Below are 13,640 nucleotides of genomic sequence, written 5' to 3' on the forward strand. Positions count from 1 at the left end.
GGCGCTGGTTCGGCGCGGTGCTCTATCAAGTGCCGTCGTGCCCCACGCCGACCCTCCCCCGGGAGGGGAGGGAGAAAAAGTCGGGGTCAGTGCTTGTTGCCGATGCCCAGATAGGTATCGATGATTCGCTGGTCGTGCAGCAGGTCGCCGGCGGCACCTTCGAGTGCGATGGCGCCCATTTCGAGCACATAGGCCCGGTCGGCCACTTGCAGCGCAGCGCGTGCGTTCTGCTCCACCAGCAGCACCGAGACGCCATGCCTGCGCAGTTGCGAAACCACACGCAGCACTTCGCGCACCACCAGCGGAGCCAGTCCCAGCGAGGGTTCGTCGAGCATCAGCAGGCGCGGCCGCGCCATCAGCGCCCGGCCAATGGCAAGCATCTGCCGTTCACCGCCCGAGAGCGTGGAGGCCAGCTGCGGCTTGCGCTCGCGCAGGCGCGGAAAGATCTCGAACACTTCTTCCATGCGCGCACGCTGGTCGCGCTTGCCCTTGCGCCACTGGTAGAAGCCGCCGAGCAGCAGGTTGTCCTCGACGGACATGTCGCCGAACAGCTCGCGCCGTTCGGGCACCAGCGCCACGCCGCGCGCCACCATGGTCTCGACACCGGGCCGCGCGATGCGCTCGCCATGCAAGGCCAGTGTGCCGGTGGAAGGCAGCAGGCCCATGGCCGCGCAAAGCAGCGTGGTCTTGCCCGCACCGTTGGGCCCGATGACAGTGACGATCTCGCCTTCGTTCACATGCAGGCGCACGCTGTGCACTGCCTCCACGGCGCGGTAGGCGACGCAGAAGCCGTCGAGTTGCAGAAGCGGATGGCTCATCGTGCGTCCTCCAGCAACTCGTCGTCGGCGCCGCCCAGGTAAGCCTCGAGCACGCGCGGATTGGCTTGCACCTCGGCCGGCGTACCGGTTGCAATGACGGTGCCGAACTCGAGCACGGTAATGCGGTCGGCAAGGCTCATCACAAATTCCATGTCATGTTCGACCACGAGAATGCCGAGTCCTTCGGCGCGCAGCTGGCTGAGCAGCACGGAGAGAGCGCGCTTTTCGAGGTGGCGCAGGCCGGCTGCGGGTTCGTCCAGCAGCAGCACCGAGGGCTGGCCGGCAAGCGCACGCGCAATTTCGACCACGCGCTGCTGGCCGAGCGAGAGCGATGCGGCCGGCGTATCGGCGTGCGCGCCAAGGCCGCAGCGCTCGATCTGCCGGCGCGCTTCGGCCATCAGCGCGGCCTCTTCCGCACGGTCCAGCCGGAGCATGGCGGCGAGCCAGCCGCGCCTGGCACGCAGGTGCGCGCCCAGCGCCACGTTCTCGACCACGCTGCGTTGCCCGAGCAGCCGCACATGCTGGAATGTGCGCCCCAGGCCAAGCGCGGCAAACACGCGCGAGGGCCTGGCCGCCATCGGCTGGCCGGCAAGGCGCACTTCGCCGGAGCTCGGATCGTCCACGCCCGAGATCATGTTGAAGAAGGTGCTTTTTCCCGCACCGTTCGGCCCGATCAGCGCGTGGATCTCACCGGCCTTCAGCGTCATCGAGATGTCGTTGTTGGCCACGAGGCCGCCGAATCGCTTGCTCACGTTGACGGCCTGCAGCATGACCTCGCCCTTGGCGGGCAGGCTGCGCTGCGCCAGTTGCATTGCAGGCGCGGAAGACTGCGAAGCCTTGGCTTCGGCACCCGCATGCGGGCGCACCCAACGGCTTGCAATACGCGCCAGCGTCGGCCAGAGGCCGTCCGCAAAGCGCTGCAGCACAAAGAGCATGAGCAGGCCGAAGACGATCACCTCGAAGTTGCCGCTGCTGCCCAGCAGCGAGGGCAGCACGTCTTGCAGCTTTTCCTTGAGCAGGGTGATGAGCGCAGCCCCCAGCACCGCGCCCCACAGGTGCCCCGCGCCGCCCACCACCGCCATGAACAGCAGCTCGATGCCGATGTTCAGGTTGAAGGGCGTGGGGTTCACGAAGCGCTGAAGGTGCGCATACAGCCAGCCCGATACGGCCGCCAGCAGGGCCGCAAGCACGAAGAGCTTTACCCGGTGGCGCGCCGTGTCCACGCCCATCGATTCGGCCATGAGCCGTCCGCCCTTGAGCGCGCGAATGGCACGGCCCTCGCGTGAATCGAGCAGGTTGTGCATGGCCCAGAGCGACAGCAGCAGCACGCCCCAGATCACCACCCCAAGCGCGCGCGGCGTGGCCAGTGAGAAACCTGCAATGACCAGCGGCGGCACGCCGGTGATGCCGGTTTGCCCGCCAAGAAAATCCATGTTGCCGAACAGGTAGTAGAGGCTCAGGCCCCAGGCAATCGTGCACAGCGGCAGGTAGTGCCCCTGCAGCTTGAGCGTGACCGCACCGAGCGCCCACGCCAGCGCGAATGTCAGCAGCAGGCCCAGCAGCAACCCGGCCCACGGCAGCAGGGCGGGGCCGACGAAGCTGCCCATCCATGCCGCCGCCGCTGGCGAAGTGCAGATCCATGCGGTGGCGTAGGAGCCGACGCCCACGAAGGCGGCCTGGCCGAACGACGTCATGCCGCCCACGCCGGTGAGCATGACCAGCCCGACTGCCACCAGTGCATAGAGCCCGATGTTGCTGAGCACCGATACGGTGAATTCAGGCAGGAAGCCCCAGGCCAGCGCAAGCAGCACGACGAAGCCGAGCGTGAGCTGCCTCGGGGTGGCCAGCGCGCGGCCGGCAGGTGCCGGCGCGGAGTTGGCGATGTTGTTGTTGGCGGAGGCGTCGTTCATTCCTCGTCCTCCACGTGGTGGCTGTGCAGCGAGCGCCACCACAGCACCGGGATGATCAGCGTGAAGACCAGCACCTCCTTGAAGGGGCTGGCCCAGAACGATGCAAAAGCCTCGAGTTGCCCCACCAGCAGTGCACCTGCCAGCGCCAGCGGATAGCTCGCCAGCCCGCCCACGATGGCGGCGACAAAGCCCTTGAGGCCGATCAGGAAGCCGGTGTCGTAATACACCGTGGTGAGCGGCGCAATCAGCAGGCCGGAGATTGCGCCGATGAGCGCCGCGAGCGCAAAGCTCAAGTCGCCCGAAAGTTCAGTGGGAATGCCCGACAGGCGAGCGCCCACCCGGTTGATGGCCGTGGCGCGCAGTGCCTTGCCGATCATCGAGCGGCCGAAGAAAAGGAACATTGCAACCACCAGGAGCAGTGTGACACCCACCACGACCAGCGACTGGCCGCTGACGGGGATGCCGCCCAGGTCGAAGCGCTCTTCAGAGAACGCCGCGGTGCGATAGCCCTCGGCACCGAAGAAGAGCAGCCCCAGGCCCACCAGCACGCCGTGCAGCGCCACCGAGACGATCAGCAGCATCAGCACGCTGGCATCGGCCAATGGCCGGTAGGCAAGGCGATAGAGCAGCGGTCCGAGCGGAGCGATCAGCACCAGCGTTGTGACGGCTTGAGCCGCCATCGAGCTTGGCTTGAGCAGCAATACCAGTGCGGCGGCGGCCAGCGGCAACACGACGCACCACGCAGCTGCGGAGGCCCAGTCGACGACCGCTCCGCGCTTCCAGCGCCAGAACTCGACCACCAGCACCATCGCCGCGAGCGCAATCAGCAGCCACAGCGTGGCCGGCACGCGGCCCGTTTGCAGCATTGCCATCGACAGCGCCCCGAAGGCGACAAACTCGCCCTGGGGAATGAAGATGACGCGCGTGACCGAGAACACCAGCACAAGAGCGAGCGCCATCAATCCGTAGACGGCACCGTTCACGATGCCGTCCTGCCCCAGCAAAAGGGCGATCTGCAGATCCATAGAAAACCTTCGGGCTCGGCCCTTGTATCGAATCAGTGTCCGCGTTGCTCCTTCCCCTAGAGGGGAAGGCAGCAAGACCAGGTCAGGGCTGGTATTTCCAGGCGCCGTTTTCGATCTTGACCATGACGCGGGCGCGCTGGTCCAGGCCCAGGTGGTCGTTGGCGGTCATGTTGAACACGCCGTGCGCGCCTGCCACGTCCTTTACCTGTTCGAGTGCATCGCGCAGCGCGGCGCGGAATTCGGGCGTGCCGGGCTGCGCCTTTTTCAGGGCAACGGGAACGGCCGACGTCATCAGCAGGCCTGCGTCCCATGCATGCGCGCCGAAGGTCGACACGGTGTTCTTGCCGTTCGCGCCCTCGTAGGCGGTCACGTAGGCCATGGCCGATTTCTTTACCGGGTGGCTGGCCGGCAGCTGCTCGGCAACCAGCACGGGGCCGGCGGGCAGGAAGGTGCCTTCCACGTCCTTGCCGCCAACGCGCAGGAAGTCGGCGTTGGCCACGCCGTGGGTCTGGTACATCTTGCCGGTGTAGCCGCGCTCCTTGAGCGTTTTTTGCGGCAGTGCGGCCGGCGTGCCCGAGCCCGCCACCAGCACCGCATCGGCCTTGGCCGACATGATCTTCAAGGCCTGGCCGGTCACCGAGGTGTCCGTACGCGCATAGCGTTCGTTGGCCACGATCTTGAGCTTCTTCAGCTCGGCTGCCTTCGCAAACTCTTGCGACCAGCCTTCGCCGTACGCGTCGGAAAAGCCGATGAACGCCACCGTCTTCACGCCGTTGGCGGCCATGTGTTCTGCAATGGCCAGGGACATCATGATGTCGTTTTGCGGCGTCTTGAAGACCCACTGCTTCTTGGCGTCCATCGGCTCGACGATGCGGGCCGAGGCGGCGATGGAAATCATCGGCGTCTTCGCTTCGCTCACCACGTCGATCATTGCGAGCGAGTTGGGCGTGGTGGTGGAGCCCAGCACGATGTCGACCTTGTTATCGGCAATGAGCTTGCGCGTGTTGGCCACCGCGGCCGTGGTGTCGGAGGCGTCGTCCAGCACGATGTAGTTGATCTTCTGGCCGCCGATGGTCTTTGGCATCAGGGCGATGGTGTTCTTCTCGGGAATGCCGAGCGAGGCGGCCGGGCCGGTGGCCGAAAGCGTCACGCCGACGTTCACATCGGCCCATGCCAGGGCGGCAGTGGCGCACAGCGCGGCAATCGCCAGGGGCTTGAAGAATTTCATTTTGGTTTGTCTCCGGGTTGAAAAATCGTTGTGTGTCAGCGCTCGTCGAACGAAAGGGTGACGCGTTCGGTGAGAGGGTGCGCCTGGCAGGTCAGCACGAATCCTGCGGCCACTTCATTCTTGTCGAGCGCAAAGTTTCTTTCCATGCGGACTTCCCCCTCCACCAGCTTGGCGCGGCATGTTCCGCACACGCCTGAGGTGCATGAAAACGGCACTTCGAGGCCCGCGGCCGAGGCCGCATCGAGAATGCTCGGCTGGCCTTCGGTAAAGGCGATCTCGCGCTGCAGGCCGTCGCGCACGATGGTGATGCGCGCCTGCTTTGCATCGCCGGGCAAGGCCTCGTGCACCACTGCACCCACCTGGCCCGCCGACGTGGCGGAGGGCAGTGCAACGCCGAAGCGCTCGATGTGGATGCGCTCCTCGGGCACGCCCGCGGCAAGCATTGCCGCCTCGGCCTCGTCGTTCATCTGGAACGGCCCGCAAACGTAGGCGTGGTCGATGCTCCCGGCGGGAACCACCGTCTGCAGAAACTCGCCGATCTTTTCGCGGTTCATCACGCCGTGGCCCAGCGGCGAATCGGTGTGCTCGTCGGAGAACACATGGTGCAGCACCAGCCGCGTCATGTAGCGGTTCTTCAGGTCTTCGATTTCTTCCTTGAACATGGTGGACTGCAACTGCCGGTTGCCGTAGATCAGCGTGAAGCGGCTGTGGGGCTCACGCGCCAGCACGGTCTTCATGATCGAGAGAATCGGCGTAATGCCGCTGCCGCCCGCTATGCCGACATGATGGCGGGCGGAGCCGGGTTCGATGGGCACGAAGAAGCGGCCCTGCGGCGCCATGACCTGCACGGTGTCGCCGGGCTGCAGGTGCGCGTTGATCCAGTTGGAGAACACGCCGCCGCGCACCTTACGCACGCCAACGCGCAACTCGCCGTCGTCGAGGCCGGCGCAGATCGAATACGAGCGGCGCAGATCCTGCCCGTCGATGTCACGGCGCAGCGTGAGGTACTGGCCCTGTGTAAACCCGAAGGTCTCCTGCAGTTCGACCGGTACTTCGAAGGAAACGATGACGGCCTCGGTCGTGTCGGGCTCGATGGCCTTCACGCGCAGCGGGTGGAAGAGGGTGCTCATCGCTTTGTCAGATCGGCTTGAAATGTTCGAAGGGTTCGCGGCAGGCCATGCAGCGGTAGAGCGCCTTGCATGCGGTGGAACCGAAGGCCGAAAGGCGTTCGGTGCGCTCGCTCGCGCAGCGGGGGCAGGCAATGTGTTCGCCGCCGGCCATGCGGCCGAAGAGGCGGATGGGCATTGCCGTATGGGCTGCCGCCTCGGGCGTGAGATGCGCTGGCGGCGCGATGCCGTACGCCTTGAGCTTGGCGCGGCCTTCGTCGCTGATCCAGTCGCTGCTCCATGCGGGAGCGCGGCGCAGCGTGGCGCGTGCGCGGCCAAGGCCTGCCTGCTCGATGGCGGCGAGCACGTCATGCTCGATGGCCTCGGTCGCGGGGCAGCCCGAGTAGGTGGGGGTGAGCACCACTTCGAGCCCGTCGTCGTGCTCGATCACCTCGCGCACGATGCCCAGGTCGCAGACCGAGACGGCCGGCACTTCGGGGTCGGGCACGGTGTGGAGCACGGCCCACGCTGCATCGATGCGCGATGCGACGGCGTTCACCACACGCCTCCCGGAAAGGAGCGCTGCAGGTGCTGCATCTCGGCCAGGATGTAGCCCATGTGCTCGCTGTGGACGCCGTGCTTGCCGGTGCTTCGAAAGGCAGCTTCCTGCGGCATTGCAAGGCCGGCAACATCGAGCACCTGCTGCATTTCGGCAAGCCAGGGTTCGCGCAACTCGCTCCACGCCGGGCCAAGTCCGCTGGCGCTTGCTGCTTCGTCGACCGCATCGCTTTCGAAGAGTTCGGGCATGTAGAGCCAGAGCTGCTTCAAGGCCCGCTCGGTGCGGCGGCGCGATTCATCTGTGCCGTCGCCGAGCCGAACGACCCAGTCGCCCGAATGCTGCTGGTGATAGCGCGCCTCCTTCACTGCCTTGCCGGCGATGGCAGCTACCTCCGCATCGCTCGAAGCGGCAAGTCGTTGCCACAGCAGCTTGAGCAGCGTGGCGACCATGGTGTTGCGCACCACGGTAAAGGCGAAGTCGCCGCGCGGCAGCTCGACCAGCGTGAGGTTGAAGTAGTCGCGCTCGTCGCGCAGGTAGGCGAGTTGGTCTTCGTCATGCGCGCGGCCTTCGCCTTCGAGCTTGCCGGCATGCGTGAGCAGCGCGCGGGCCTGCCCGACGAGATCGAGCGCGATGTTGGCCATGGCGATGTCTTCTTCCAGCACGGGCGCATGGCCGCACCATTCGCCCAGCCGCTGTGCGAGCACCAGGCAGGTGTCGCCGATGCGCAGCAGGTATTGCACTGCGGGGGTGCGGTTCAGTTCGATAGAGGCTTGCATGGCGTGGCGCTTACATGTGGTCAACGGACTTCGGCAGCGCGTAGAAGGTCGGGTGGCGGTACACCTTGTCTTCCGCCGGGTCGAAGAACATGTCCTTGTCCCCTGGGTCGCTCGCCACGATCTGGTCCGAGCGCACCACCCAGATGCTGCTTCCCTCTTGCCGGCGCGTGTACACGTCGCGTGCCATCTGGATTGCCATCTTGGGGTCGGCCGCGTGCAGGCTGCCGCAATGCTTGTGATCGAGCCCTGCCTTGCTGCGCACGAACACTTCCCACAGCGGCCACTCTTGTTTCTGTTCGGCGCTCATGCGGCCTCCTTCATCGGTTGCTTGTTGGCGTGGGCCATGGCGGCCTCGCGCACCCATGCGCCTTCTTCCCAGGCGTCGACGCGGGCCTGCAGGCGCTCCCGGTTGCAGGGGCCGTCGCCTCCCACCACGCGCCAGAACTCGCTCCAGTCGATGGTGCCGAAGTCGTGCGCCTGGCGCTCTTCGTTCCACTTCAGGTCGGGGTCGGGCAGGGTCACGCCCAGAATGCGCGCCTGCTCCACGGTGGCGTCGACGAATTTCTGGCGAAGCTCGTCGTTGCTGAAGCGCTTGATGCCCCAGCGCATCGACTGCGCGGAGTTGGGCGACTGGTCGTCCGGCGGGCCGAACATCATGATCGAGGGCCACCACCAGCGGTTAACTGCGTCTTGCACCATGGCCTTCTGCGCATCGGTGCCGCGCGTCATCATCGTGAGCAACGCTTCGTAGCCCTGGCGCTGGTGAAAGCTCTCCTCGCGGCAGATGCGCACCATGGCGCGCGCATACGGCGCATAAGAGCAGCGGCAGATCGGCACCTGGTTCATGATGGCCGCGCCGTCGACCAGCCAGCCGATGGTGCCCATGTCGGCCCAGGTGAGCGTGGGGTAGTTGAAGATCGAGCTGTACTTGGCCTTGCCGCTGTGCAGCGCGTCGAACATCTGGTCGCGCGAGGTGCCCAGCGTTTCGGCGGCGGCGTACAGGTAAAGGCCGTGGCCGCCTTCGTCCTGCACCTTGGCCAGCAGGATGGCCTTGCGCTTGAGCGTGGGGGCGCGGCCGATCCAGTTTCCTTCGGGCAGCATGCCGACGATCTCGGAATGCGCGTGCTGGCTGATCTGGCGCACGAGCGTCTTGCGGTAGTGCTCGGGCATCCAGTCTTTCGCCTCGATGAATTCACCGGCGTCGATGCGCTCATCGAAGCGTTCTTCGAGCCGCATTTCGTCGGCGGAGCGCACGGCTTTTTTCTTGCCGTCGTCGCCTGCGTCCTTGCCCATGGTGTCCATTGCCTGGGTGTACATGTGCGTGTCCTTTGTCTGCAAAGAGAATGAAAACGGCCCGCGTTCAGCGCGGCCGTGTGTCGATCACGCGGCGGGCCTTGCCGGTCTGCGTGCGTTCGATGGAATCGGGGTCGAACACGCGCACCGTCGTCGAAATGCCGACCAGCGTCTTCACGCGGTCCTGCACCCAGCCGGCGATGGCCTTGCGTTCGGCTTCGTCGATGGCGCCGTTGCGGTGGTCGAGTTCGCAATGCACCTCGACCTCGTCGAGCAGGCCCTCGCGGCGCACGTGCACCTGGTAAAGGCCCGAGAGGCGTTCATGCGCGAGCACGACCTCTTCCACCTGCGTAGGAAACACGTTCACGCCGCGAATGATCATCATGTCGTCGCTGCGCCCGACGATCTTGCCCATGCGGCGGAACGACCGCGAGGTGGGCGGCAACAGCCGCGTGAGGTCGCGCGTGCGGTAGCGCACGATAGGCATGGCCTCTTTGCTCAGCGATGTGAAGACCAGTTCGCCTTCTTCGCCATCGGCCTTGAGTTCGCCGGTGTCGGGATCGATGATCTCGGGGTAGAAGTGGTCTTCCCAGATTACAGGGCCGTCTTTGCTTTCGACGCATTCGCTGGCCACGCCGGGGCCCATCACTTCGGACAAGCCGTAGATATCTACGGCGTCGAGGCCGGCCTTGCCTTCGATGTCGCGGCGCATGGCCTCGGTCCAGGGCTCGGCGCCGAAGATGCCTATCTTGAGTGAGCTGTTTTTTGCATCGAGGCCCTGGCGCTCGAACTGCTCGATGATCACCTGCATGTAGCTGGGCGTGACCATGATGATGTCGGGCTTGAAGTCCTGAATCAGCTGCACCTGCTTTTCGGTTTGCCCACCCGACATCGGAATGACGGTGCAGCCCGCGCGCTCGGCGCCGTAGTGGGCGCCCAGGCCGCCGGTGAAGAGGCCGTAGCCGTACGACACGTGCACCATGTCGCCCGGCCGTCCGCCCGCGGCGCGGATCGAACGTGCGACCAGGTCGGCCCAGGTGTCGATGTCTTTCAGCGTGTAGCCCACCACGGTGGGCTTGCCGGTGGTGCCCGACGACGCGTGGATGCGCGCCACTTGCGTGCGCGGCACTGCAAACATACCAAAGGGATAGTTGTCGCGAAGGTCGCTCTTTACCGTGAACGGAAATTTCGACAGGTCGGCAAGCGACTTCAGGTCTTGAGGATGCACGCCCTTGGCATCGAAAGCCTTGCGGTAGTGCGGCACGTTGTCGTATGCCCGCTGCAGCGTGGCGCGCAGGCGGCTGAGTTGCAGCGCGGCAATTTCGTCGCGGCTCGCGGTTTCGATGGGATCGAGCTCGCCGAGGGCGGGGTGTCTGGCTGTCATGGTGCTTGTGTCTCCTCAGGCGGCAACGGCGGGGCGGCCTTTGGCGGTGTATGAACGTCCGCGAAAAATTGCTATGCGCTCGCCGCGCTGGTTGGTAATTTCGGTGTCGTACACGCCAGTGCGCCCGGCCTTCGAAACTTCGAAGCAGCGCGCGGTGAGCACATCGCCTTCGCGTGCCGGCGCGATGAAGTCGATGGAAAAGCCCGACGCCACCGTGAGCTCGTTGTACGAGTTGCAGGCGAAGGCAAAGGTCGAATCGGCCAAGGTCGCCATGAATCCGCCATGGCAGATGGCGTGGCCGTTGAGCATGTCCTGGCGCACCTGCATCTGCAGGGTCGCCTGCCCGGGGGCGACTTCGACGATGCGCATGCCCAGCGCCTTGCTGGCGTTGTCGTTCGCGAACATGCCGTCGCGGACGTGTTCGGCTGTCTGTTGGGGGGTGCGGGTGGTGTCGGTCATTTCAGCGGTCCTTGAACACCGGTGCACGCTTGGCACGGAAGGCTTCCACGCCTTCGCGGTAGTCGGCGGCGTTGCCCAACTCGCGCTGGATGCGAGCTTCTTCGGCGAGGGCCGTGTCCAGGTTCATGTCCTGGGCGGCGGCCATGGCCTGGCGGGTGGCAACCAGGGCGCGGGTCGGCATTGCGGCGAGCTTCGATGCGAGTGCGGCCACTGTGTCGGCCAGTGCCGCGTCGTCCACGCATTGCCATATCAGCCCGATGCGCGCGGCTTCTTCGGCAGGGAGCTTGTCGCCCAGCATTGCGATGCCCAGTGCCCGCGCCGGGCCCACGAGGCGGGGCAGCAACCAGGTGCCGCCCGTGTCGGGTACGAGACCGATCTTGGTGAAGGCCTGGATGAAGCTGGCCGAACGCGCGGCCACAACCATGTCGCAGCACAGCGCAACGTTGGCGCCGGCGCCGGCGGCCACGCCGTTGACTGCGGCCACGACCGGCACCGGCATCGACCGCAGGCGCGCGACGAGTGGGGCGTAGTAGGTGGAGATGACGTGGCCGAGATCCTTGGGGCCGGCGCCAGGAGAAAGGTCGGGCGCGACCGAGGGATCGGCAAGGTCTTGCCCGGCGCAAAACGCACGGCCGGCGCCGGTGAGAACCACGCAGCGCACGCTTTCGTCCCTGGCTGCGAGTTCCAGTGCCGCCAACAGTTCGCTGTGCAGTTCCGTCGTGAAGCTGTTGAGCGCGGCAGGCCGGTTGAGGCTCAGCGTGCGAACGGCGGCGGCATTGCTGGTGAGAACTAAAGGTTCTGGCATGGGCTTGTCTCTCATCCTTCTTTTGACGAAATCGGCGTGCAAACACTATTGACCGACCGGACGGTAGATTTTAGGATCGAGCACGGTTCCGGCACAAGCGGGTTGATTCAGGGCAAACCCTGAGCCCCGGAGAAAAGGAGACTGACCGAATGCCCAGCTATTCCATCGACGGCGTCATACCCGTCGTCGACCCCACGGCCTATGTGCATCCCAGTGCCGTATTGATCGGCGATGTCATCGTGGGCCCGAACTGCTATGTGGGTCCGTGTGCCAGCCTGCGCGGGGACTTCGGGCGCATCGTGCTGGAAGAGGGCTCGAACGTGCAGGACCACTGCTGCATCCACGGTTTTCCCGACCAGGACACGGTGGTCGAGGTCAACGGCCACATCGGCCATGGCGCCATCCTGCACAGCTGCATCGTGCGGCGCGACGCGCTCGTGGGCATGAACGCGGTGGTGATGGACGAGGCTGAAATCGGCGAGCAGGCGATCGTGGCGGCCTGCGCCTTTGTGCCGGCGGGCATGAAGGTGCCCGCTCGCTCGCTGGTGGCCGGCATTCCCGCCAAGGTAAAGAAGATGCTGAGCGAGGAAGAAATTGCCTGGAAGCTGGAGGGCACGCAGACCTACCAAGCACTCACGGTTCGCAGCCTTGCCAGCCTGCACGAGGTGACGCCGCTGCGGCAGATGGAGCCTGATCGGCCGCGCCTGCCTGCCACTGAGGTGCGTTCGCTCATCGCGACTCGGCGCGGCTAGCCGGCGCGCTTCATGCAAGATCGCAGGTTGCCCGCAACTCCAATCAAGGAAGAAAGAAGACCCGATGCCGCGTGGAAGATCCGCCACCTACGACGACCAGCGCGAGTTCATCCTGGCGCAGGCCGCCCAGCTGTTCGCGCGCCGCGGCTATCCCGCCACCTCGATGAACCAGGTGGCCGAAGCCTGCAACCTCTCCAAGGCCACGCTCTACCACTACTACAAGGACAAGAGCAGCCTCCTGATCAGCATCGCCGAGACGCACGTCTCGAAGCTCGCGGCGCTGGTGGCCGAGGAAGAAGCGTCGACGCACACCGATGAAGAACGGCTACGCCGCTTCATCTACCGCATCGTGGAGGAATATGCCGGCGCGCAGGACGCGCACCGAGTGTTGACCGACGACGTGCGCTTTCTCGAAGAGGAAGACCGCGAGCGCGTGCTCGACAAGGAGCGCGAGGTGGTCGCGGGCTTTGCGCGTGCCGTGTCGGCGCTCCGGCCCGGCGCGCCGAGCGACGACCTCGCCAAGCCGTTGACCATGCTGCTGTTCGGCATGATCAACTGGATGTTCACCTGGATGAAGCCCGGCGGAAAGCTCGACCACGCGGCGATTGCACCGATCGTGGCCGATCTCTTTCTTGGGGGTATTGGCGCGGTGAAGTCGCCGGACCAGGCGGCTGCCGCCGAGGCCGATCAGGCCGTTGCCAAGTAGCGCGCGGCCGGCTTGCCGGTCTGCGAAGCGCCGAACAGCTTGGCGCTCGCATCGGTAAAGCCGGTGAGCAGTGCGGCGTCGTTCACCGACGGCAGCGTGATCGGCTCGCCCAGGTCGAGGCCGGCCAGGGCGGCGTCCACGCAGGCTTCAGCCTGCATGACCGTGCCTTCGGCAAGCGCAGATACCGGCACACCCGAAAGCTCCCAGATGTCGGTGGCAGTGGCGGCGGGCAGCACCAGCTGCACCTTCACGCCGGTGCCTGCCACCTCTTCCTGCAGCCCGCGCGTGAATGCGACCACAAAGGCCTTGGTACCGCTGTAGATGCTGCTGATTGGCAGCGTGTAGAAGCCGAGCACCGAGCCGATGTTCACCAGCGTGCCGCGGTTGCGCGACTTGAACGCGGCCAATGCAGCGTGGCTCAGGTGGGCGAGGGCGTTGATGTTCACGTCGAGCATGCTCTGCAGCTGCGCGCTCGTGGTCAGCGCAACGGGGGCGAGCGTGGAGAGGCCGGCATTGTTGATCAGCAGCGTGATCGACGGGTCGGTGGCCACGGCTTTGGACACGCGCTCGAGGTCATCGGTGGAGGCGAGGTCGGCTGCGAGCGTTTGCACCTTTACGCCGTACTTGGCGCGCAGGGCGGTGGCCACTTCTTCCAGCAGGTCGGCACGGCGTGCCACCAGCAGCAGGTCGTGGCCGCGGCGGGCCAGGCGGTCTGCGTAAATCTTGCCGAGGCCGGCCGAGGCGCCGGTGACGACCGCGGTGCCGAGGGTTGCTTGTTCGCTCATTTGGAATCCGTTCAAAAGGTGGGTTGTAGGTCTG

The 13,640-nt window shown here is 65.7% G+C and carries 15 protein-coding genes; 2 read left to right on the top strand and 13 right to left on the bottom strand.

The features are described from left to right. Positions 1–86: 86 nt before the first annotated feature. The 12 genes from J2X67_RS01355 to J2X67_RS01410 all read right to left on the bottom strand — a co-directional run bounded on the left by J2X67_RS01355 (position 87) and on the right by J2X67_RS01410 (position 11,363). Positions 87–818 carry an ABC transporter ATP-binding protein gene (locus J2X67_RS01355; protein WP_309949801.1) on the bottom strand — a complete coding sequence of 244 codons (732 nt, stop codon included), beginning with the start codon at positions 816–818 and terminating at the stop codon, positions 87–89. After that, complete coding sequence (locus J2X67_RS01360; protein ID WP_309949802.1) at positions 815–2,728, bottom strand: branched-chain amino acid ABC transporter ATP-binding protein/permease; 1,914 nt, start codon at positions 2,726–2,728, stop codon at positions 815–817. Before J2X67_RS01360 ends, J2X67_RS01355 begins: the two co-directional genes overlap by 4 nt. Next, a complete protein-coding gene (locus tag J2X67_RS01365; protein ID WP_309949803.1) occupies positions 2,725–3,753 on the bottom strand; it encodes a branched-chain amino acid ABC transporter permease in 1,029 nt (342 codons plus the stop codon). The genes J2X67_RS01360 and J2X67_RS01365 overlap by 4 nt, the downstream gene beginning before the upstream one ends. Before the next feature lie 82 nt (positions 3,754–3,835). Continuing rightward, positions 3,836–4,981 (bottom strand): ABC transporter substrate-binding protein, encoded by a 1,146-nt coding sequence (locus J2X67_RS01370; protein ID WP_309949805.1) that lies wholly within the window; start codon positions 4,979–4,981, stop codon positions 3,836–3,838. A 35-nt stretch (positions 4,982–5,016) separates the two neighbouring features. Beyond that, entirely contained in the window at positions 5,017–6,111 is a 1,095-nt protein-coding gene (paaE, locus tag J2X67_RS01375) for a 1,2-phenylacetyl-CoA epoxidase subunit PaaE (RefSeq protein WP_309949807.1), read from the bottom strand. Positions 6,112–6,118: 7 nt separating this feature from the next. After that, a complete protein-coding gene (gene paaD / locus J2X67_RS01380) occupies positions 6,119–6,646 on the bottom strand; it encodes a 1,2-phenylacetyl-CoA epoxidase subunit PaaD (RefSeq protein ID WP_409050453.1) in 528 nt (175 codons plus the stop codon). Further along, entirely contained in the window at positions 6,643–7,422 is a 780-nt protein-coding gene (gene paaC / locus J2X67_RS01385; protein WP_309949810.1) for a 1,2-phenylacetyl-CoA epoxidase subunit PaaC, read from the bottom strand. Before paaC ends, paaD begins: the two co-directional genes overlap by 4 nt. Positions 7,423–7,432: 10 nt before the next feature. Then, complete coding sequence (gene paaB, locus J2X67_RS01390) at positions 7,433–7,729, bottom strand: 1,2-phenylacetyl-CoA epoxidase subunit PaaB (protein ID WP_157612645.1); 297 nt, start codon at positions 7,727–7,729, stop codon at positions 7,433–7,435. Beyond that, positions 7,726–8,739, bottom strand: coding sequence for a 1,2-phenylacetyl-CoA epoxidase subunit PaaA (gene paaA / locus J2X67_RS01395; protein WP_309949811.1), 1,014 nt, complete (start codon positions 8,737–8,739; stop codon positions 7,726–7,728). Before paaA ends, paaB begins: the two co-directional genes overlap by 4 nt. Positions 8,740–8,782: 43 nt before the next feature. After that, positions 8,783–10,099, bottom strand: a complete 1,317-nt coding sequence (gene paaK / locus J2X67_RS01400; protein WP_309949812.1) for a phenylacetate--CoA ligase PaaK — start codon at positions 10,097–10,099, stop codon at positions 8,783–8,785. 15 nt (positions 10,100–10,114) lie between these two features. After that, on the bottom strand, positions 10,115–10,558 hold the full coding sequence (gene paaI, locus J2X67_RS01405) for a hydroxyphenylacetyl-CoA thioesterase PaaI (protein ID WP_309949813.1): 444 nt from the start codon (positions 10,556–10,558) through the stop codon (positions 10,115–10,117). A gap of 1 nt (position 10,559) precedes the next feature. Next, the gene (locus tag J2X67_RS01410) at positions 10,560–11,363 is read right to left on the bottom strand and encodes an enoyl-CoA hydratase-related protein (RefSeq protein ID WP_309949815.1); all 804 of its coding nucleotides are present in this window, start codon (positions 11,361–11,363) and stop codon (positions 10,560–10,562) included. 149 nt (positions 11,364–11,512) lie between these two features. Here J2X67_RS01410 and J2X67_RS01415 point away from each other — a divergent pair, with 149 nt between their 5' ends. Both J2X67_RS01415 and J2X67_RS01420 read left to right on the top strand, forming a co-directional pair. Further along, positions 11,513–12,115 carry a phenylacetic acid degradation protein PaaY gene (locus J2X67_RS01415; RefSeq protein ID WP_309949816.1) on the top strand — a complete coding sequence of 201 codons (603 nt, stop codon included), beginning with the start codon at positions 11,513–11,515 and terminating at the stop codon, positions 12,113–12,115. 64 nt (positions 12,116–12,179) lie between these two features. Then, positions 12,180–12,821, top strand: coding sequence for a TetR/AcrR family transcriptional regulator (locus tag J2X67_RS01420; protein WP_309949818.1), 642 nt, complete (start codon positions 12,180–12,182; stop codon positions 12,819–12,821). Here J2X67_RS01420 and J2X67_RS01425 read toward each other — a convergent pair. Next, on the bottom strand, positions 12,803–13,606 hold the full coding sequence (locus tag J2X67_RS01425; protein WP_309949820.1) for an SDR family NAD(P)-dependent oxidoreductase: 804 nt from the start codon (positions 13,604–13,606) through the stop codon (positions 12,803–12,805). The genes J2X67_RS01420 and J2X67_RS01425 overlap by 19 nt on opposite strands. Positions 13,607–13,640 lie beyond the last annotated feature (34 nt).

Source organism: Variovorax sp. 3319 (assembly GCF_031456585.1).
Classification (GTDB): domain Bacteria; phylum Pseudomonadota; class Gammaproteobacteria; order Burkholderiales; family Burkholderiaceae_C; genus Variovorax; species Variovorax paradoxus_P.

Coding starts and splice junctions, on each gene's coding strand:
- J2X67_RS01360 (WP_309949802.1), bottom strand. CDS start 2,728: ATGAACGACGCCTCCGCCAACAACAACATCGCCAACTCCGCGCCGGCA.
- paaC (WP_309949810.1), bottom strand. CDS start 7,422: ATGCAAGCCTCTATCGAACTGAACCGCACCCCCGCAGTGCAATACCTG.
- J2X67_RS01365 (WP_309949803.1), bottom strand. CDS start 3,753: ATGGATCTGCAGATCGCCCTTTTGCTGGGGCAGGACGGCATCGTGAAC.
- J2X67_RS01415 (WP_309949816.1), top strand. CDS start 11,513: ATGCCCAGCTATTCCATCGACGGCGTCATACCCGTCGTCGACCCCACG.
- paaK (WP_309949812.1), bottom strand. CDS start 10,099: ATGACAGCCAGACACCCCGCCCTCGGCGAGCTCGATCCCATCGAAACC.
- J2X67_RS01355 (WP_309949801.1), bottom strand. CDS start 818: ATGAGCCATCCGCTTCTGCAACTCGACGGCTTCTGCGTCGCCTACCGC.
- J2X67_RS01425 (WP_309949820.1), bottom strand. CDS start 13,606: ATGAGCGAACAAGCAACCCTCGGCACCGCGGTCGTCACCGGCGCCTCG.
- J2X67_RS01410 (WP_309949815.1), bottom strand. CDS start 11,363: ATGCCAGAACCTTTAGTTCTCACCAGCAATGCCGCCGCCGTTCGCACG.
- paaI (WP_309949813.1), bottom strand. CDS start 10,558: ATGACCGACACCACCCGCACCCCCCAACAGACAGCCGAACACGTCCGC.
- J2X67_RS01420 (WP_309949818.1), top strand. CDS start 12,180: ATGCCGCGTGGAAGATCCGCCACCTACGACGACCAGCGCGAGTTCATC.
- J2X67_RS01370 (WP_309949805.1), bottom strand. CDS start 4,981: ATGAAATTCTTCAAGCCCCTGGCGATTGCCGCGCTGTGCGCCACTGCC.
- paaB (WP_157612645.1), bottom strand. CDS start 7,729: ATGAGCGCCGAACAGAAACAAGAGTGGCCGCTGTGGGAAGTGTTCGTG.
- paaA (WP_309949811.1), bottom strand. CDS start 8,739: ATGTACACCCAGGCAATGGACACCATGGGCAAGGACGCAGGCGACGAC.
- paaE (WP_309949807.1), bottom strand. CDS start 6,111: ATGAGCACCCTCTTCCACCCGCTGCGCGTGAAGGCCATCGAGCCCGAC.